This window comes from Actinomadura rugatobispora, assembly GCF_042656285.1.
GTDB lineage: Bacteria > Actinomycetota > Actinomycetes > Streptosporangiales > Streptosporangiaceae > Spirillospora > Spirillospora rugatobispora.
Window position 1 is genome coordinate 91275 of sequence record NZ_JBHSON010000003.1, and the last position, 19059, is coordinate 110333.

12 protein-coding genes are annotated in these 19059 nt (G+C 75.4%); 3 read left to right on the forward strand and 9 right to left on the reverse strand.

Features of this window, described 5'->3' with window-relative positions; genetic code table 11:
- The first annotated feature begins 19 nt into the window (after positions 1–19).
- The 3 genes from ACFPZN_RS02665 to ACFPZN_RS02675 all read left to right on the forward strand — a co-directional run bounded on the left by ACFPZN_RS02665 (position 20) and on the right by ACFPZN_RS02675 (position 2061).
- Positions 20–964 carry a LysR family transcriptional regulator gene (locus ACFPZN_RS02665; protein ID WP_378279742.1) on the forward strand — a complete coding sequence of 315 codons (945 nt, stop codon included), beginning with the start codon at positions 20–22 and terminating at the stop codon, positions 962–964.
- A 67-nt stretch (positions 965–1031) separates the two neighbouring features.
- On the forward strand, positions 1032–1646 hold the full coding sequence (locus ACFPZN_RS02670) for a DUF6230 family protein (RefSeq protein ID WP_378279744.1): 615 nt from the start codon (positions 1032–1034) through the stop codon (positions 1644–1646).
- Positions 1633–2061 carry a DUF6114 domain-containing protein gene (locus ACFPZN_RS02675; RefSeq protein WP_378279746.1) on the forward strand — a complete coding sequence of 143 codons (429 nt, stop codon included), beginning with the start codon at positions 1633–1635 and terminating at the stop codon, positions 2059–2061. The genes ACFPZN_RS02670 and ACFPZN_RS02675 overlap by 14 nt, the downstream gene beginning before the upstream one ends.
- Here the strand turns inward: ACFPZN_RS02675 and ACFPZN_RS02680 are convergent.
- From ACFPZN_RS02680 to ACFPZN_RS02720, 9 genes are all read right to left on the reverse strand, one after another.
- The gene (locus ACFPZN_RS02680; RefSeq protein WP_378279748.1) at positions 2049–2978 is read right to left on the reverse strand and encodes an alpha/beta fold hydrolase; all 930 of its coding nucleotides are present in this window, start codon (positions 2976–2978) and stop codon (positions 2049–2051) included. The genes ACFPZN_RS02675 and ACFPZN_RS02680 overlap by 13 nt on opposite strands.
- Positions 2975–3973, reverse strand: a complete 999-nt coding sequence (locus ACFPZN_RS02685) for an NAD-dependent epimerase/dehydratase family protein (RefSeq protein WP_378279750.1) — start codon at positions 3971–3973, stop codon at positions 2975–2977. The genes ACFPZN_RS02680 and ACFPZN_RS02685 overlap by 4 nt, the downstream gene beginning before the upstream one ends.
- Complete coding sequence (locus tag ACFPZN_RS02690) at positions 3970–5667, reverse strand: fatty acid CoA ligase family protein (RefSeq protein ID WP_378279752.1); 1698 nt, start codon at positions 5665–5667, stop codon at positions 3970–3972. The genes ACFPZN_RS02685 and ACFPZN_RS02690 overlap by 4 nt, the downstream gene beginning before the upstream one ends.
- A 4-nt stretch (positions 5668–5671) precedes the next feature.
- Complete coding sequence (locus tag ACFPZN_RS02695; protein WP_378279754.1) at positions 5672–6691, reverse strand: 3-oxoacyl-ACP synthase III family protein; 1020 nt, start codon at positions 6689–6691, stop codon at positions 5672–5674.
- Positions 6692–6771: 80 nt separating this feature from the next.
- Positions 6772–14532, reverse strand: coding sequence for an SDR family NAD(P)-dependent oxidoreductase (locus ACFPZN_RS02700; protein ID WP_378279756.1), 7761 nt, complete (start codon positions 14530–14532; stop codon positions 6772–6774).
- A gap of 183 nt (positions 14533–14715) precedes the next feature.
- A complete protein-coding gene (locus ACFPZN_RS02705; protein WP_378279759.1) occupies positions 14716–15168 on the reverse strand; it encodes a luciferase domain-containing protein in 453 nt (150 codons plus the stop codon).
- A gap of 113 nt (positions 15169–15281) precedes the next feature.
- The gene (locus ACFPZN_RS02710; protein ID WP_378279760.1) at positions 15282–17846 is read right to left on the reverse strand and encodes an FtsX-like permease family protein; all 2565 of its coding nucleotides are present in this window, start codon (positions 17844–17846) and stop codon (positions 15282–15284) included.
- A 3-nt stretch (positions 17847–17849) separates the two neighbouring features.
- On the reverse strand, positions 17850–18614 hold the full coding sequence (locus ACFPZN_RS02715; protein WP_378279762.1) for an ABC transporter ATP-binding protein: 765 nt from the start codon (positions 18612–18614) through the stop codon (positions 17850–17852).
- Positions 18611–18841, reverse strand: coding sequence for a hypothetical protein (locus ACFPZN_RS02720; RefSeq protein WP_378279764.1), 231 nt, complete (start codon positions 18839–18841; stop codon positions 18611–18613). Before ACFPZN_RS02720 ends, ACFPZN_RS02715 begins: the two co-directional genes overlap by 4 nt.
- Positions 18842–19059 lie beyond the last annotated feature (218 nt).

Consider the following 19059-nt stretch of genomic DNA (forward strand, 5'->3'; position numbering starts at 1 on the left):
ACGCTTCGCGGAGGACCCGATGCGGATCGAACAGCTGGAATGCGTCGCGGCCGTCACCCGGCTGGGCTCGATGCGCCGCGCCAGCGAGGCGCTGCACATGTCGCAGCCGGCGCTCAGCCAGACCATCGGCAACCTGGAGCGCGAGCTCGGCGTCACGCTCCTCGAACGGCACCGGGCGGGCGCCCGGATCAGCGCCGGCGGGCGCGAGCTGCTGCCCCGGATCACCGAGGTGCTGGACGCGGTGCACCGGCTGCGCGCGGCGGCCGGCGACCAGGTCAGGACCCGGCGGATGATCCGCGTCGGCACCGTGAACGCCGCCACCGTCCCACTGGTCACGCCCGCGATGAGCGCGTTCCGCGCCGCGCACCCCGAGACGCAGGTCGAGCTGGTCACCGCCCAGCAGCCCGACATCCACGACGCGCTGCGCGGCGGCGGCCTCGACCTCGGCCTGGTCAACCTCATCGACGGCGACGACGCCCCGCCCGACCTGGCGACGGTCGAGCTGCTGCGCGGCCGGGCCGTGGTCTGCTGCCGCGCCGACGGCCCCCTCGCCCGGCTGGACGCCGTCCCGCTGGAGCGGATGCTCGCCGAGCCGTTCGTCGCGATGCGCGCGGGCTACCTCATGCACCGCTACGTGCACCGCCTGCTGAACGGCCGCGAGCCCGCCTTCGCCTACTCCGTGGACGGCGCCGAGATGGGCAAGGTGATGGTCGCCGAAGGGCTGGGCGTCACGCTGCTGCCCGACTACAGCATCGCCGACGACCCGCTCGAACGCAGCGGCATCATCACCCGCCGCCCGCTGGACATCGAGAGCCCGGACGTCCTGCTGGTCGCCCAGCACGCCCGCACCCGCCACCTGACCGCGCACGTCCGGCACCTCGTCCACCTGCTGAAGGCGCGGGCCTCCCATCTCCCCCAGGCCGGTATCTCCGCGACCGAACCACACGACTCGACGAAAGCGTGACAGACTGATTACCCTGTGTGGCACTGCGGTGCGGGGCCTGACGGGTGAGGCGGGTGTTATGCGGGCGATGGCCGGCCGGTGGCGCGAGGCGTTGTGCGGGCGGATCCGGTGGCGCCGCTTCGCCCTGCTGTTCGTCCCGTCGCTGGGCGCGCTGACCGTCCTCGCGGTGGGCATGGCGCAGGGGGCGCTGCCGGCGTCGTTCGCGGTGTCGGGACGCCAGGCGAAGGTCGCGGCCGACGAGATCTCCGGCAACGGCTTCGCGCTCTACCCGGCCGTGGTGACGTCGGTGGACGGGCGCAGGCATCCGGTGATGGTGCTGGCGATGCGCACCGCGCGGGTGGAGGGGCTGTGCCATTCGACGGTGGTGCGGACCCCGCTGGGCCGCTACGTGCTGCGCCTGCACGCGCGGCCCGGCGAACCGGCCTCCCAGGTGGACCGTCTGGTGATCTCCGCGACGACCATCGACGCCGACGTTGACTTCGGGTCGCTCCAGCTCAACCGGGACGCCGGTTCGTTGGACGCGGTGCCCGGCCACGCGGGTGCGCCCGGCGCCTACGGCCTGCAGTCGCTCGGCTTCACGGTCCGCGACGTCAAGGCCGGCACATGGATGACGACCGGCGGCTCCTTCCAGGTGAGCGGGCTGCGGGCGGCGCTGGGACGCGATGTCGATGAGTGCTTCTAGCCGGCGCCGGGCGCCGCTGGCAGGGCTGCGGGGCTGGACGCGCGGGCGGCCGTTCGCGGCCGGGTGCCTGCTGCTGACCGCGGGCGCGGAGATCATGCTGGTGCCGGTGGCGCCGGTCGGCGTGCTCGTGCAGTCCGGGCCCGGCGGCTACTCCAGCTTCCTGATCGGCTGCTTCATCATGGCGATGGGGCCGGGCCTGTGGCTGGCGGCCGGGCAGCGGACGATGATCGCCGTGCTGGCGGCCATGGCGGCGCTGACGGCGTTCGTCCTGGCCAACCTCGGCGGCCTGCTCCTCGGGTCGCTGCTGGCGATCGTCGGGGCGTCGCTCGGATTCGCCTGGCGCCCTCCCGGCGCCCGCCAGGCCCGCCAGGCCCGCCAGTCCGGTCAAGCCCGCCAGTCCGGTCAGGCGCCGTAGTCCAGCAGGAACGCGCGCAACGCGACCAGGAACCGATCGTCGGTGTCCTCCAGGAGGTAGTGGCCCGCGTCGCGGTAGATGTGCGTCCGGGCGGCGGGAAAGCGACGGCGCCACTCCTCCAGCATCGCGGGATCCAGAACCGGATCGCGCAACCCCCACGCGATCAGAGTGGGCAGGTGGGAGAAGCCGTCCAGCTTCTGGCCGATGCGGTACAAGGTCGGCCAGGACACGTCCCCGGGACGCAGCGGGATGTCCTGCACGAACCGCTGGATGGAGCGGCGCGTCTGAGGCCGCGCGGTCGGGGCCAGGAACGAGGCACGGACGGCCCGCGGCATCGGGCGGCGGACCCCGTACGGCGGGAGCGTGGCCAGCCGGGCGAACGCGTTGTGCCGCAGGAACAGGCGCCGCCCCGCGCGGGTGTCGCGCAGCAGCCAGAACGGGAACCGCAGCACCGGACGGACCCGGGCACCGTGCGGGTTGGGGAAGGCGGCGGTGTTGAGCACGACCAGCCGCGAGACCCGCTCGGGGTGGCGGGCCGCCCAGCCCATGCCGATCGGCCCGCCCCAGTCGTGCATCACCAGCGTCCAGCCCCGGCCGGGGGCGCCGCGGTCGGCGATGAGGTGCCCGACGAGGGCGTCCAGGTCGTCGATGCGCGCGGACAGGGTGAAGGGGTGCCGGTCGTCGGCGGGGGCATCGGACAGCCCCATGCCGAGATGGTCGGGGGCGACGCAGCGGAACCGGTCGCGCAGGGCCAGCACGGGACGCCGCCACATGTAACTCCACGAGGGGTTGCCGTGCAAGAACAGCACGGGCGGGCCGACGCCCTCGTCGAGGTAGTGCTGCCGCTGCCCCCGCGGCGCCGGGTGCTCGTACCAGCGGGAGGTGAAGGGGTAGCCGGGGAAACGGGTGCGGGTCACAGGGCGGTCCGATCCGGTTGCCGGGCGAGGTGGTCGGTGAGCCGCGCCAGGCCCTCGTCCATGCTCACGCGTGGCCGGTAGCCCAGGTCGCGGCGGGCGGCGGAGATGTCGAACCAGTGCGCGGTGCTGGCCTGGCCGACCAGGAACCGGGTCAGCGGCGGCTCCACCGGCACGCCCGGCGCGCGGCACGCCAGCTCCAGCAGCGCCGCGGCCGCCCAGGCGGCGCGGACCGGCATGCGCCGCCGCACCGGGGGCAGCCCGGCCGCGCCCAGGAGGGCGTTGGTCCAGTGGGCGGTCGTGCACGGCCGCCCCTGGGAGATGAAGTAGGCCCGCCCGGTCAGGGGCGACCCCGGTTCCAGCCGGTCCAGGGCGAGCAGGTGCGCGTCGGCGGCGTTGTCGATGTAGGTGGTGTCGATGAGCTTGTCGGTGCGGCCCAGCATCCACAGCCTGCGGCGCCGGGCCGCGAACCGGGGCAGGAAGTGCGGGTCGCCCGGACCCCAGATCAGGTGCGGGCGCAGCGCCACGGCGGGGATCAGGTGGCCCGCGGCCCCCAGCACCAGCCCTTCGGCGACGGCCTTGGTACGCGGATAGGCCGCCAGGAACCGGCGGGCGTAGGGCGCCGACTCGTCCACGCCCTCCAGGTCGCGGCCATCGTGCACGACGCTGGGCGAGGACGTGTGGACCAGGCGGGCCCCGACGCGGGCGCACGCGCTCAGCACGTGCCGGGTGCCGTCCACGTTGACCTGCTCGAAGTCGCGGGGCCGTCCCGCCATGTCGGCCTTGGCCGCGCAGTGCACGACCGCGTCGCACCAGTCGACCGCGGCGTGCACGGCGGCGCGGTCGCGGATGTCGCCCAGGTGCTGGGTGACGCCCAGGGCGTCCAGCGCGGGGCTGTGGTGGCGGTGCAGGGAGTGGACGGTGTCGCCGCGGGCGGCCAGCCTCCGGCAGATCGCCTTGCCGAGGAACCCGCTGCCGCCCGTCACCAGGACCTTCATCGCCCTCCCCCGATCAGCCGGCCCGTGCCCAGGCGGCGGGCGGCCCAGCCGGCCAGCTCGCCCCGGCGGATCTTGCTCTCGTGCCGGGCGTCGACCGGGAGGCGGCGGCGGAACAGCACGTCGCGGATGCCGGCGGTGTGCGGGTACCGGGCGGCCGCGGCCCGGATCCTGATCGCGAGGCGGATGCGCTGGGCGCGGGTGGCCCCCGGCTCGGGCTGCACGACCAGCACCGGGCGCTGCGCCGACGCCGCGCCGACGCCGACCAGGGCGGTGCGGGCGATGCCGGGGAGGGCGTCGAAGATCGGCTCGACCTGGTCGGTGTAGAGGTCGCCGCCGCCGGTACGGACGCGTTCGGACTTGCGCCCGGCGAACCACAGCCGGCCCTCGCCGTCCACGCGGCCCAGGTCGCCCATGCGGTGCCAGACCCGGTCGCCGTCGGCGATACGGGCGAGCGCGGTCGCGCCGGGGTCGTCCAGGTAGGGGTCTCCGACGGCGGGCCCGGCCACGGTGATCTCGCCGACGGTGCCGGGCGGCACCTCCAGATCCGGACTCCAGCGCGCGATCGGCTCGTCGGTGACCCCGATGACGCGGACCTCGGCGCCGGGCAGCGGGACACCCAGGCACGTCCCCTCCCCGGCGGCCGTGGCCTCGGCGGTGCGGGCCAGGTCACGGCTCTCGATCGCGGCCACCGGCAGGCATTCGGTCGCCCCGTAGACCGACACCAGCCGCGCCCCGTCGTCCAGCGCCGCGCGCATCCGCTCGCGCGTGCCGATCGGCAGCGGCGCACCGGCGACCAGCACGTGCCGGAGGGAGTCCAGGACGATGCCGCGCGCCGAGCAGTGCCGAGCCAGCCGGTCCAACAGCGCGGGCGGCGCGAACATCGCCGTCACCCGGTGCCGCCGGATGTCGGCGGCCAGCACGGCAGGCTTCGCGCGGCCCGGACGCCGCGGATCGATGTCGGGAATGAGCGCGGTCGCGCCGAACGCCGTCGCCCCGAGCGCGAAGGGCACGAACGGCGACAGCATCACCACCCCCGGCCCGAGCGCGCCCAGCGTGTCCAGCCCTTCGAGCTGCGCGACCAGGTGCCGGTGCCGCAGCGGCACCCCCTTGGGCGGCCCGGTCGAACCGGACGTGAAGCCGATCAGCGCCAGATCGTCCAGGACGGGCACCGGCCACGAGCAGGCGTCATCGGCCGCGGCGGCGCGCAGCCCGTCGATGGTGCGCCCCCACCACAGCCGCCCGGGGCCGACGGTCACCACGATGCGGGCGCTGCTCCGCCCCCAGCCGAGCGCCAGCCGCGCCGCCTGCGCCAGCGGAATCCCGATGAACGCCTCGGGCCGGGCCCGGTCCAGGCAGCGGCGCACCGCGGCGAACGGCAAGCCCGGATCCACCAGCACCGGCACGGCGCGCAGCCGCGCCAAAGCCAGGAGCGCCGCCCACAGCTCCGGGCCGGGCGGCACCATCACCGCCGTGCGCGTCCCCGCGCGCACGCCCGCCCGCGCCAGCGCCGCCGCGGTCCGGTCGGCCAGCACCGCCATCTCGGCGAACGTCGTCTCCCGCGGCGCGCGCCCGGCGAGCCGGCACAGGACCTCTTCGGGCTGGTCACGGACCCACTGGACGGCGCGGAGCGCGAGCGGGCTCACCGGGACGTCCCGGCTCCGGCCCAGGCCCCCGGACGGGGTGAGGGAGGTCATCGGCTCACCACCGGACCACGGCGATGCCGGCGCTGACCCCGCTGGCCAGCCCGATCATGGCGACCAGGTCGCCGCGCCGGACCCGGCCCGACTCCACCGCCATCGCCAGCTGCACGGGCAGGGTGGCGGCGACCATGTTGCCGTGCTGGGCGATGGTGACGACGACCTTGCCCGGCGGGATCCCCACGTGGTCGCAGAACTTCCACAGCATCGGCAGCGAGGCCTGGTGGACGCAGATCGCCGCCATGTCGTCCCAGGTCAGCCCCAGGTCCGCGAGGGGCTTGTGGAAGACCGTGGAGTCGATCTTCTCGAAGCCCCCCAGCAGCTTGACGCCGCTGACGACGAGGGGGCCGAGCCGCGGCGGACCGGCCAGCGGATCGCTGTTGAAGTCCAGGACCGGGACCACCGCGGCCTCCCACGCCGCCGAGTAGGCGGTGAAGGCGTGGGCGAGCACGCCCGGGGAGCCGCCGGCCTCCAGCAGCAGCGCGGCGCCGGCGTCGGAGACGGTGTAGCTGGCCGCGACGGTGAAGAACTCCTCGGTGCCGCCGACGGTCCACGGGGTGATGGCGCTCGGCAGCTCGCCGCAGCAGATCAGCACCCGCCGGTACCGGCCGCCGCCGATCAGCGTGTCGGCCACCTCGATCGCGTTCAGCACGCTGTTGCAGGCGTTGCGCACGTCGAAGACCGGGCAGTCGGCGCCCAGCTTGGCCGCGACCACGTGTCCCGTGGCGGGCTCCACGAGGTCGGAGGACACCCCCGCGTAGATGATCAGGTCCAGGTCGCCGGGGTGGACGCCGTGCTCGTCCAGGAGCTTGCGGCCCGCGGCGGCGGCCAGGTCGGACGGCCGGTCGGACGGGTCGGCGACATGCCGCCGCCGCACCCCGCTGCCGTCGAGGATCAGGCCGCGCGGCAGGTCCAGCCCGGGGTTGCGCTCGGCCAGCCGCTCCTCCAGCTCGGCGGTCGTCAGCGTGGTCTCCGGCAGATGGGCGGCGACGGCGGCCAGCCGGGTGTAGGTCGTGCTCACGTCGAACTCCAGATGCGGTGCGGGGGGAGGGGTGTGACGGGGATGGCGGGGGATGAGGTCACGGCTCTTCGCAGACCGGGTCACCCGGCCTGACCTGCGAAGGAATCGGCGTCGGCCGACGGGCTCTCCGCCCCGCCTTCGCCGAACGCGGCTCCCTGGGAGGCGGGGCCGCCCGGTGACTCGGGCGCCTGGGGCGCGGAAGCGCGGGGCGCGGGGACGCGCGGCGCGGTGTCGCCCGTCGAGAGGCCGAGGCGCAGCAGGACGACCTGGGCGATGTCGGCGACGGTCCCGCCGCTGCGCAGCAGCTCCATGGGCGGGATGTCGATGCCGTACCGCGCCCGCACCGAGGCCAGCAGCTCGGCGGCCATGAGGGAGTCCATCCCGTACTCGTCCAACCGGCGGTCGGGGGCGATCTGGTCGGCGGGCACGAGCAGGACCTCCGACAGCCCCTGGGTGATCTGCTCGACGAGGAAGGCCCGCACCCCCTCGCCGTCCATCCGGGCGAGCATCTCCAGCAGCTGCGCCTGCCCGGCCTCCTGCTCCTCCAGACCGGCGGGCAGCAGCGCCGCCGTCATCGGCCGCCGCAGGGCGGGCAGGGCACGGCTGAGGCGGGCCCAGTCGAAGCGGCCCACCAGCGCCGCCCCGGCCCCCTCGGTCACCATGTCCTCGACGGCGGCGAGGGCCTGCGCGGGACGCATCGTCTCGCCGCCGAACACCGCCAGCGCCCGCGCCTGCGCCTGCCCCTCGCCGCCGCGCGCCAGGACGCCGGTCTCCGCCAGCGGGCCCAGGGCGATCGTGAGCGCCGGGCGGCCATGGCGGCGGCGGTGGCGTGCCAGCGCCTCCAGGTACAGGTTGGCGGCGGCGTAGGACGACTGGCCGATGTTGCCGAGCGCGGCGATGGACGAGTACATGACGAACAGGTCCAGCGGGCGGTCGCGGGTGAGGTCGTCCAGCACCATCGCGCCGGCGACCTTGGGGTGCAGGACGGCGCGGATCCGCTCGTCGGGCAGTTCGGTGAGCGGGGCGTCGTCCAGGTGCATCGCCGCGTGGACGATCCCGCGCACCGGGTGGCCTCCGGCGTCGAGGTCGTCGAGGATCCGGCCCATGGCGGCGCGGTCGGCGGCGTCGGCGGCGTGGACGCTCACCGAGACGCCCTCGCCGCGCAGGTCCGCCAGCAGGCCGGACGCCTCGGGCGTGTCCGCGCCCCGGCGGCCGACCAGGGCCAGATGGCGCGCTCCGAGACCGGCCAGCCGGCGGGCCGTCACCGCGCCGAACCCGCTCAGCCCTCCGGTGACCAGGTAGGTGCCGTCGGGGTCGAGCGTCGGGGCGGTGCGTTCCGGCCGGACGGCGACCGGTTCGTCGCGCGGGTCGAAGGAGACGACGACCTTGCCGATGTGCCGCGAGTGGCGCATCAGCGCGAACGCCTCGTCCACGCGCGCCGCCGGGTAGACGGTGTGGGGCAGCGCGGCCATCTCCCCGGAGCGGTAGAGGTCGAGCCATACGCCCATGTCCTCGGCGGCCCGCTCGGGGTCCTTCCACATCAGGGTGCCCACGTCCACGCCGAAGTAGGAGAGGTTGTCGCCGAACGGCCGCAGCAGCAGGGGCTGGTTCTCGTAAATGTCGCGCTTGCCCAGCTCGATGAACCGGCCCCCGTGCCGCAGCGTCTCCAAGCCCCGGCTGACGGCCTCGCCCGCCAGCGAGTTGATCACGACGTCCACGCCGCGGCCCGCGGTCAGGTCCCGCACCCGCTCGGCGAACTCCAGGCTGCGCGAGTCCAGCACGTGCTCGGCGCCCAGGGCGCGCAGCAGGTCCCGCTTGGCGGGCGTGCCGGCCGTGGCGATCACCCGCACGCCGAGGCGCCGGGCGATGTGCAGCACGGCCAGCCCGACGCTGCCCGCGCCGCCGTGCACCAGGACGATCTCCCCGGCCCTCACCCGCGCGCAGTGGACGAGCGAGTGGAACGCGGTGGCCAGCCCCATGGGCAGCGTCGCGGCCTGGGCGAAGGTGTGGCCGTCGGGGATCCGCCCGGCCGCCCAGGCGTCGGCGACGGTGTGGTCGCCGAACCCGACCGGCCCGGCCGTGACGACGCGGTCGCCCGGCTGGAGGCCGGTGACGCCGGGGCCGACGGCGGTGACGATCCCGGCGCATTCCAGGCCGAGCTCGTGCCACCCGAAGACCGCCTCGATCGCCTCGGTGGGCAGCATGTTCACCGCGCGCATCACGTCGCGGAAGTTGACCCCGGCCGCCCGCACCTCGATCGCCACCTGGCCGGGCTCCGGCACCGGCCTGCGGGTCTGGTGCCAGGCCAGGCCGTACGACAGTCCGGGATCGTGCACCGCGAGCCGGTAGCAGAGGTCGCCGCCGGACGGCGCGTCCGGCGAGACGTCCGAGGAGGCGTCCGGGGAGGCTCCGGACATGGTGACGGTCGCGGGCGGCGCCTCCCGCAGGCGCGGGACGAAGCGGCCCCGGCCGGTGAGGAGGATCTCGTCCTCCTCGTCCGGCTCCAGGAGCTCCGCCGCCAGGCGATCGGCGTCGAGGGCCGCGTCACCGGTGGGATGCAGGCACACGCGCCGTACCGCCAGCCGCGGGTGCTCGTTGCCCAGCGATCGCACGGAACCCCAGGTGGCCGCGTCCTGCGGGTACGTCTCCACATCGGGCAGGTCGGGTTCGGGCAGGGCGCCGCACGGGCGCGCGACCAGCCACAGCGAGACCGGCAGATCCTGCGGCAGCTGCTCGCACGCGAGCACGATGCCGCGCAGCGCGGCGGCCCGCCGGGTGATCTGCTCGACGACCGCCTCCGGACCGCCGGGATCTTCCCCGCCCAGGAGGACGGCGAAGGTGACGGTGCGGACGTCCGACGGCACGCGGGACACCCAGTGATCGGGATCGGCACCGAGGGGCGACCGGCCGGCGTGCGCGCCGCGCTCGCTCAGCACCGCTTCGAGCCTGGCGGCCAGGCCGTCGTCGTCCTCGGCGGCGATGATCCAGGCGTCGCGGCCGTCCGGCTCCGGCGCGTCGATACCCGTTTCCTCAAGGCGCGGTTCGTCCGGCACCGGCGTGGCGGACGCGGAGGCGAGCATGACCGAGAAGTCGTCGCGACCGGGCTCGCGATCGTCACCGGTCTGGACGACGCCGGTGAACCCCGCCTCCGCCAGCACCGCCGGCCACTGGTCGCGGGACAGCAGCGGCGAACGCGGGCGCAGGTCGCGGTCGCGGAACCGCCAGAACTCCTCCAGCATCCCCAGGATGGGCAGCAGCGGCCCGGCCCGGTGCGGCTCGGCGGCCAGCAGCCGGCCGCCCGGGGCCAGGAGCGCCGACAGGTGCCGCAGCGAGGCGGTGACGTCCTCGGCCAGATGCAGGGCGTCGACCGCGATCACGAGGTCGAAGCAGCCCAGGGGCAGGCCCTGCCCGCCGGGGTCGCGGTCGAGGTCCAGCCGGACGTGGTCGACGACATCGCTGTCGGAGAACCGCTGCCGGAGCTTGGCCAGGGCCGTCTCGGCAGCGTCGGTGACGGTGTAGCGGACCCGGTCGGCGGGCAGGACCGGCAGCACCGCGGCGGTCGTCCCCCCGCTTCCGGCGCCCACCTCCAGGACGCGCAGCGGACGGTCCGCGGGCCACTCCCGGACGATCTCCTCCACCAGCGCCCGCACGATCCTGTTGACGAACAGCGACACGGGCCCGATCTCGTGGAACTGCTCCAGCAGGTCGGCCCCTCCGCCGCCGGACAGCAGGTCGGCCGCCGTGCGCCGCCCGCTCAGCAGGTCGGGCAGATGCCTGCCGACCCGTACCGCCAGCGTGCCGTGGGCGGCGAAGCCGGTGCCCTGCCAGACCAGATCCCGGTGCAGTTCGTCCGCGTCCTCCGGCGGCGTCGCCCAGCGCAGGTGCGTGCCGCTCGCCCGTTCCAGAAGTCCGTGCCGTTCCAGCAGCGGGAGCGCCTGGTGCAGCATCAGCCGGTGGTGGGGCTCGTGGCAGATCTCCGCCAGTTGCTCCGGGGTGAAGGTCTCGGCCGTGTCGAGCGCGCCGAGCGCGCGGGCCAGGGCGTGGGCGAGCGCGTGGGCGAAGGTCTTCTCGGCCAGTGTCGCGAACCGCCCGTAGTCCAGCTCGTGCCACGCCGATCGCAGCCGGTCGATCGGCCCGGCGGCTCCGGCCAGGATCTCAGCGGGTTCGACGGGGTCGGCCGCGCGCCGTCCACCCGCGACCTGGCCGCCTCGCGGCGCGGCGCGCAGCACCGTCTCGTAGCGGGCCAGCGGTGCGCTGAGCGAGCCGCGGAGGCGGCGCAGCCGGCATTCGCGCATCTCCACGGAGACGCGGCCCTGGAGGTCGGTGATGGTGATGTCCCAGCAGACCTCCTCCGCGGTGCGCGAACGTTCCCGGACGTGCAGCAGCCCTTCGGCCGCGGGCCGTCCCCACAACCGGACCGAGCCGATGGACGCGGGCATGTACCCGGTGCCCGAGCGCAGTTCCTCCACCAGCCACAGCACCCCGGCCTGCAGCGCGCTGTCCAGCACCACCGGATGCGCCTGGTAGCGGTCGTCCTCCTGGGCCGGGCAGGAGTACTCGCCCAGGACCTCCCCGTTCCCCTGCCACAGGCCGGTCAGGACCTGGAAGTGCGGCCCCCACGCCATGTTCCCCTCGGCGGCGCGGGCGTAGTAGTCGGCGACGTCGACGGGGGCGGCGACGCGGGCGCGCAGCCCGGCCACGTCCACCGGCGGCGGGGCGGGGCGCAGCAGGGCCCGCACCCGGCCCCGGCAGTTCTCGCGGGGCTGCTTGGTCCTGTCCTCGGCGCTCGCCACCGTGACCAGACCGGTCTCGGGGTCAAGGCCGAGGCCGGAGCACACCGGCTCGTTCTCGGTCGCCGGGGTCAGCACCAGCGCCCGGGAGATGTCGACCCGGTCGACCTCCACCGCCTCGGCCGCCTCGGGCAGCGCCAGCCGTCCGGCCGCGATCATCATCTCCAGGTAGCCGGTGGCGGGCATGACGGGGACGCCGCCGGCGCGGTGGTCGTTCAGCCAGGGCACCCGGCCCGGGTCGAGCTCGCCGCCCCACATCGGCCGCGGCGACGGCATCCGCTCGCCCAGCAGCGGATGCTGGAGGGCCGCGACCCCCATCCTGGGCACCCAGGCGCTGGGCTGCCCGATCCAGTGCCGCTCCCGCTGCCAGGGATAGGCGGGCAGCGGCCGCACCGCGCCCGGCCGGGGGAAGTGGTCGTCCCAGTCGATGCGGGCGTCGACCGCGATGAGGTGCGCGACCGCGTCGCGCATGCACGCGCGGCCGGGCTCGCCGCGCCGCAGCGTCGCTCCCACGGCGCCGCGCGTGCGGGCGTTGCCGCTGATGCGGCGCAGGTAGGAGCGCAGGACCGGATGCGGGCCGACTTCCAGCAGCACATCGCAGCCCGCGTCGATGACGTGCTCGACGGCGGCCGCGAACCGCACGGGCCGGCGCACGTTCCGCCACCAGTACGCCGCGTCCAGCTCCGTCCCCTGCACCACCGCTCCGGTCACCGTCGACACCAGCGGGATCCTGCCCGGCTCCGGTTCCAGCCCGGCCAGCCCCGCCGCCAGGCCCTCGCGGACCGGATCCATGGCCGCGCTGTGGAAGGCGTAGTCCAGGTCGAGCTCGCGGAAGAAGACCTCGCGTGCGGCCATGTCCTCGCCGAGCCGCTTCAACGAGTCCGCGGGACCGGCCACGGTGATGTCGCGGTCGCTGTTGACCGCGGAGATCTCCACCCCCGGGTAGGCGCGCAGCAGCTGCCGGGCGGCGGACTCGGGGAGCCTGACCGCGGCCATCCGCCCATGCCCCCGCGTGAGCGCCTGAGCGTTGCCGCGCTCGGCGATCACCCTGGCCGCCTGCGCCGCCGACAGCGCCCCGGCGGTGTACGCGGCGGCGACCTCGCCCACGCTGTGGCCCAGCACGGCGGCGGGGCGCACGCCGGACGCCCTGAGCATCGCGGCCACGCCCACCTGCACGGCGAACAGCAGCGGCTGGGCGACCTCCGTCTCCGCCAGCCGCCACCGCTCGGCGGGCGCCTCCAGCTCCTCCCGCACCGACCAGCCCAGCAGCGGCGCCAGTTCGGCGTCCACCGCCGCGACCGCCGCGCGGAACGTCTCGTCCTCCAGCAGGTCGGCGCCCATCCCCGCCCACTGCGAACCGTTGCCGGAGAAGACCAGCGCGACCCGGCCGTGCTCGACCGCCTCCCCCACCGCGACCGATCCGGTGCCGGTCAGGGCCCGGGCCGCGGCGGCGGGCGTATCGGCCACGACCACGGCGCGGTGGGCGTGCGTGCCGCGCCGCCGCGAGGCGGTGTACGCGACGTCGTAGAAGTCCCGCTCGTCGGTGGACGCCAGCGCCCCGGCTGCCGCCGCCATGGCTTCCTGCAGCGCGGGACGGGTGCGGGCCGACACCACCACCGGCAACCCCGCCGCCGTTTCCCCCGACTCGGCCGCGCCGCCCGCCGAGGGCGGTGGTGCGGCCAGGGCGAGGTGGACGTTCGCGCCCCCGAATCCGAACGAGTTGACGCCGACCACGGAGCGTCCGCCGGTCTCCTGGAGCGGCACCGGGCGCGTGGCCACGCACAGGCCCAGCCCCTCGAAGTCGATGTCGGGGTTGAGCGTGTCCGCGTGCAACGACGCCGGAACCGTCTTGTGCCTGAGCACCAGCAGGGCCTTGAACAGGCCCGGCATGCCCGACGCCGGTTCCAGATGCCCGAGGTTGCTCTTCACCGACCCGATCGGGAGCGGCCCGCGCGTGCGCCCCTGCCCCAGGGCCCGGCCCAGCGACCGGCACTCGGCCGGGTCGCCCACCAGGGTCCCGGTGCCGTGCGCCTCGACGTACACGACGTCGTCGGGGGCCACCCCGGCCTGGGCGTAGACCTGCCGCAGCAGGTCTTCCTGGGCCTCGGGGTTGGGCAGCGACAGGCCGATGGTGCGGCCGTCGTTGTTGGTGCCGGCCCCCACGATCACCGCGTGGATCCGGTCGCCGTCGGCGACCGCGTCCCCGAGCCGCTTGAGCACCACCACGCCACCGCCCTCGGCCCGGACGAACCCGTCCGCCTCGGCCGAGAACGCCCGGCACCGGCCGGTCGGCGACAGCATCGACGCCTGGCTGAACCCGATGTACGGGCCGGGGCTGAGCAGCACGTTCACGCCGCCGGCCAGCACCACCCGGCTGCGGCCCTCGACGAGCGTCCGCCAGCCGCGCTCCACCGCCAGCAGCGACGACGAGCACGCGGTGTCGATGCTCATGCTCGGGCCGCGCAGGTCGAAGACGTGCGAGAGCCGGTTGGACGCGATCGACAGCGTCCCGCCCGACATCGTGTACGGGTTGGCGCCGCCCGGCTCCAGCAGTTGCAGCGTGCCGTAGGCGGGATCGGAGATGCCCACGAACACGCCGGTGTCGGAGCCGGCCAGGGCGGCCGGGTCGATGCCCGCGTCGTCCAGCGCCTCGACCGCCATCTCCAGCAGGAGCCGCTGCTGCGGGTCCATCGCCGCGGCCTCCTTCGGCGAGATCCCGAAGTAGGCGGCGTCGAAGGCGGCGAGGTCGAGGTCCAGGAATCCGCCCGCCCGGGTGTAGCTCCTGCTCACCCGCGGGACGCGCTCGTCGACGAACAGGTCGGCGTCGAACCGGTCCGGCGGCACCCGGCCGACCAGGTCGTCGCCCCGCTCCAGCGCCGTCCACAGCCCGTCCAGGTCGGCGATGCCCCCGGGCAGGCGGCAGCCCACCCCGACGATCGCGACCGCCCCGCCGCCGGATCCGTTCCGGCCGCCGAACCCGTTCCCGCCGCCGGCCCCGCCCCCGCGGCCGGCCCCTCCCCCGTCACCGAACCCGTCCGGGCTTTCGCCCATGCCCACCCGCTTCCCACGCGACCCCGAGAAAGTCACGCTTAGTAGCCGATTTGCCACTAAGAGCTTGCTGGGAAGGCGTGATCGTCGGCAACAGGCGGGCGCGACGCGGTTCTCTCGCTACGAGGTAGACGCAACGTCACCTATGGGGAGCATGGCAACGCGCGGGAGTCCTGGGATCGCAGGTCAGGACGAGGTGGCGCTCGTTCTGGGCGAGCACCGCATCGAGCGCAGCCGGGCGCCGGCCGTCCTGACGGGTTTGGCGTGGGGGCAGTCCGCGTGGGCCGAGCGGAGCTGCCGGCGGGCCGGGTCGCTGGCCTGGATGGCGAGGCTGACCAGCGACTCCAGGAGGAACAGGTCGCCCTCGGTGTCCAGATGCACCTGGATCCAGTCGCTGTCCTGGGCGATGTCGACGCGGCCGGAGCCGGTCAGGGTGGCGGTGAGGCGGCAGATGAGCTGCTTGGTGAGGAAGACCTCGGCCAGGTCCCCCTGGTGGAAGTGGACGATCTGCAGTCCCGGCAGGGCCAGGGCGCGGCCGGGCGGGCAGTCGGAGCGGCATGCCTTCAGCGGCCAGTTCCGGAAGCGGTCGATCGCGAGCTCGGCGTACGAGACGGACTGGTGGCTGCGTCCTCGGCTCATGAACTCCAGCGTGGCCGAACACGCGACCATGGACCCGATCACCGCACGTCCTGGTGCCTTCCACGCATTCCTGGTGCCTTCCAGGAATTCCGGAAGGCACCAGGAACCGCCGGTCAGCCGCGGGTGAGGGCCTGCGCGGGCGGGACGCGCAGCGCCCGGCGGGTCGGGATCTCCATGGTCGCGAAGGCGATCGCGGCGACCACCGCCGCGACGGCCGGGAGCAGCCAGGGCGGCCCGGCCGGCCACGGGCGGTGCAGGAATCCGGCCGACAGGAGCGCGAGCGGGACGGCCGACAGCAGGACGCCCGCGCCCAGGGCCACGCCGCAGATGAGCGCGGCCTCCCGGCGCATCATCGAGCGTATCTGGCCCGGGGTCGCGCCGATCAGCTGGAGCGCGGCGATCTCGTGGCGACGCTGGACGGTGGTGGCGATGAGCTTGTTGGCGATGCCGAGGAGCAGGTAGCCGAGGAGCACCGCGAGCACGGCGACGTTGATCCACAGCTCGGGCGGGATCGTGTCGAGGTCGTTCGCCCCGCCCCGGCCGTTGTCGTCGATCGCCAGGCCGGGACGGGTCGCGGCGAGCGCGGCCAGGCCGCGCTGCGCCGCCGCCGTCCCGTCGGTGCGGACCATGAGGGTCTGGTCGAGTCCCGTGGTGGTGTGCCCGGCGGCGAGGTCGCGGGAGACCGCGACGGGGCCGAAGCCGAGTCCGCGGCCGTAGACGGCGACGACCCGGGCGTTGACGCGGGCGCCGTCGCCGAGGACGAGGCTGACCGTGCTCCCCACCCGCGCGCCGCGCGACTTTGCGGCGTCGGAGTCGACCGCGACGGTGGCGCCGGTGAGGTCGGCCAGGTCGCCTTCGCGCACGTCCAGGTCGAGCACGGAGGGCGCGGCCGGGGTCAGCACGAGCGCGGAGCGGCTGTCGACGACCTCGTCGCCCAGCATCCGGTACGACCACAGGACCGTGGTGGTGGTGACCGGGGCCGCGGCCCGCACGCCGGGGGTGGCGGCGACGGCGGCGGGCAGGTCTGCGGGCAGGCCCCCGAGTCCGGGCGCGCTCAGGCTGAGCTGCGCCCGGGTGCCTGCCCGGACGTCCTCGTTCGTGGCCGACAGCACGGTGGTCTGGGTGAGGGCGTAGGTGAGGGTGAAGACCACGGCCATGGCGAGGGTGGTGACGGCTCCGGCGACGCGCAGCGCGTACCCGCGGCTGTTGGCCACGGCCAGCCAGGTCGGCGCGGCGGCGCGCGGCGGCAGCCTGCGCGCGAGCGCGTCGCCGAGCCGGCGGACGAGCACGGGCCCGGCCAGGCCGAGCCCGATCGCGGCGAGGATGCCGGCGAGGGCGGTCACCGCCGCCCCGGCCTGCGACCGTGCCAGCAGGGGCGCGACCGCGACGACGTTGGCGGCGGCGAGCAGCAGGAGCCCGAAGAAGCCGCGGCGCGCGGACGGGGTGCGGGGTTCGCTGCGCGACTCGGCGACGGCTTCGGTGGCGGGCATCCGGGACGCCCGCAGCGCCGAACTCCAGGCGGCCACCTGGACGACGGCGAGCATCAGCAGCGCGGCCGCCACCGCCGGAAGGGGGCTGAGGGTCAGCGGCAGTTCCGGGGCGAGCATCCCGGACGACGCCAGCAGCCGCCGGAGCCGTTCGGCCAGCAGGTAGCCGAGGGGGATGCCGGGGACCAGCGTGACCGCCGTGACGATCAGCGCCTGGGCCGCGGCCAGCCTCCGGACCTGCTTGGGGGTCGCGCCGACGGCGCGCAGCAGGGCGAGGTCGCGGCGCTGCGCCCCGATCGACACCGCCAGCGCGCCGCCGACGATGAACCCGACGATCAGCAGGGTGACCCCGCCGAGGGAGCCCGCCAGCACCGGCAGGACGTTGCGGGCGGCCATCGCCTCGGGGGTCTCGGCGTCGCCGCGGGCCGCCCCGGTGGACACGGTGAGCCCGTGCTGCCGCGCGATGCCGCGGACCGCCGTCTCGACCCGCGCGCGGGCGCCCGGGGCGGTGCGCAGCGCGATCAGGTCGACGGCGCCGGCCTGCGCGGGAGGCGCGCCGCGGTCGCGTCCGGCGAGCCGCTGCGCGGTGGAGTCGGCGAAGTAGATTCCGCTCGCGTCCCCGCCTCCGTTCCCGGAGGTCGCGACGACCGCGGAGACGCGGTACGCGGCGCGGCGCCCGGCCGCGACCACGTGCAGTCGTCCGCCCGGGGCCACGCCCGCAGCGGCGGCGGTGCGGGCGTCCACGGCGACCTCGTCCGGTCCGGCGGGGGCCGTGCCGGTGACGCGCGGGCCGTCCAGCAGCGCGGTCGAGGACCAGCCGTGGCCCGCGGTGCGCGGGTCCCCGGCCGGTACGAGCCCGCCGCGCCCGTCGACGACGGCGGCGGGGAAGCCGATGTCGCCGACCGCCGCGGTCACGCCGGGCAGTGCGGCGAGCCGTCCGGCCAGGGCGCCCGGAACCCGCGCCCGCTCGGGCAGCGCGATCGGGAGGTCGCCCTCCGGCTTGTAGGTCTGCGGGGCCGAGACCACCACGTCGGCGCGGGCGAGCCGGTCGGCCGGGGCGTGCGAGCGCAGCCCCGACTCGGCCAGCACTCCGATGCCGGTGACGAACGCGCCGCCGCCCAGGGTGGCGCACGCGATGGCCAGCAGCGCGGCGATCCTGTGGCGGGCCATGCGCAGCGCCAGGTGCAGCATCGCCTACTCCAGTTCCAGTGTCGTGATGCGGTGGGCCAGGCCGGCCGCGGTGGGGGATTCGAGGGTGTCGACGACGCGCCCGTCGGCCATGACCAGCGCCCGGTCGGCGCGCGCGGCGGCGGCCGGGTCGTGGGTGACCATCACCACCGTCTGGCCGAGGCCGCCGACCAGGTCGCGCAGCAGGGCGAGCACCTCGCGGGCGGTGCGCAGGTCGAGCGCGCCGGTCGGCTCGTCGGCGAACACGACCGCGGGCCTGGTGACCAGCGCCCGCGCGATCGCGGCCCGCTGCTGCTGGCCGCCGGACAGCTCGGCGGGACGGTGGTCGAGGCGTCCGGCCAGCCCGACCCGTTCGACCAGCGTCCGGACCCAGTCCCGGTCCGGCGCCCTGCCCGCCAGCCGCAGCGGCAGCGTGATGTTGTCGGCGATGCTGAGCGAGGGCACCAGGTTGTAGGACTGGAACACGAACCCGACGCGTTCGCGGCGCAGCTCGGTGCGGCGGGTCTCGTTCAGCCCGCCGATCGCGGTGCCGTCGATGAAGACGCTCCCGCCTGTGGGCGCGTCCAGGCCCGCGGCGCAGTGCATCAGCGTGCTCTTGCCCGACCCGGACGGCCCCATCACGGCGAGGAACGTGCCTCGCTCGACGGTGAGGGACACCTCGTGGAGCGCCCGCACTCCGCCCGGGTAGACCTTGGAGACCTGTTCCAGCGCGACGGCGGGCGTCCCCTGGGACGCCTGCGGGTGCGCCTGCTCGGCGGCGGTCCTGCTCACCGGCGGCGGTGCTTGTAGTGGTGGACGATCAGCGTGATGCCGGAGGCCAGGGCGCACGCCCCGAACACGCTCCCGATCAGCACGTTCTCGCCGATCGACGAGGTCAGCACGTTGGCGGCCAGGCTGATCGCCAGCACCAGCCACAGCACCGGCCGCAGCACCCCGCCACCACCGCCGGCCGCTTCGGGCTTCTCGCTCGCATCGGAGATTCGATAGGGATCCGCCACGGGACGCTCCTGCTTCGTCGGACTGCCGTTGATGTGCCACAACGCTAGGAGCGCGGCCCCGCACGGACGATCCAGCCATCGCGTCACCCTCGGTACAGCAGGCTGTACTGCCGCGCTCCGGCCGCCCTCTGGCCGTGCTCGCGGTGACGGGATGGTGACGGCGAACCGGTGGGGTGGGCGGTGAAGCCGTCGCGGGCGTGGTCAAGGCCGTCCGCGGC

What these genes read in the sequence shown, in the direction of transcription:
- ACFPZN_RS02665 (WP_378279742.1), top strand. Translation starts at nt 20, where the DNA reads ATGCGGATCGAACAGCTGGAATGCGTCGCGGCCGTCACCCGGCTGGGC.
- ACFPZN_RS02670 (WP_378279744.1), top strand. Translation starts at nt 1,032, where the DNA reads ATGGCCGGCCGGTGGCGCGAGGCGTTGTGCGGGCGGATCCGGTGGCGC.
- ACFPZN_RS02675 (WP_378279746.1), top strand. Translation starts at nt 1,633, where the DNA reads ATGAGTGCTTCTAGCCGGCGCCGGGCGCCGCTGGCAGGGCTGCGGGGC.
- ACFPZN_RS02685 (WP_378279750.1), bottom strand. Translation starts at nt 3,973, where the DNA reads ATGAAGGTCCTGGTGACGGGCGGCAGCGGGTTCCTCGGCAAGGCGATC.
- ACFPZN_RS02690 (WP_378279752.1), bottom strand. Translation starts at nt 5,667, where the DNA reads ATGACCTCCCTCACCCCGTCCGGGGGCCTGGGCCGGAGCCGGGACGTC.
- ACFPZN_RS02700 (WP_378279756.1), bottom strand. Translation starts at nt 14,532, where the DNA reads ATGGGCGAAAGCCCGGACGGGTTCGGTGACGGGGGAGGGGCCGGCCGC.
- ACFPZN_RS02705 (WP_378279759.1), bottom strand. Translation starts at nt 15,168, where the DNA reads ATGAGCCGAGGACGCAGCCACCAGTCCGTCTCGTACGCCGAGCTCGCG.
- ACFPZN_RS02710 (WP_378279760.1), bottom strand. Translation starts at nt 17,846, where the DNA reads ATGCTGCACCTGGCGCTGCGCATGGCCCGCCACAGGATCGCCGCGCTG.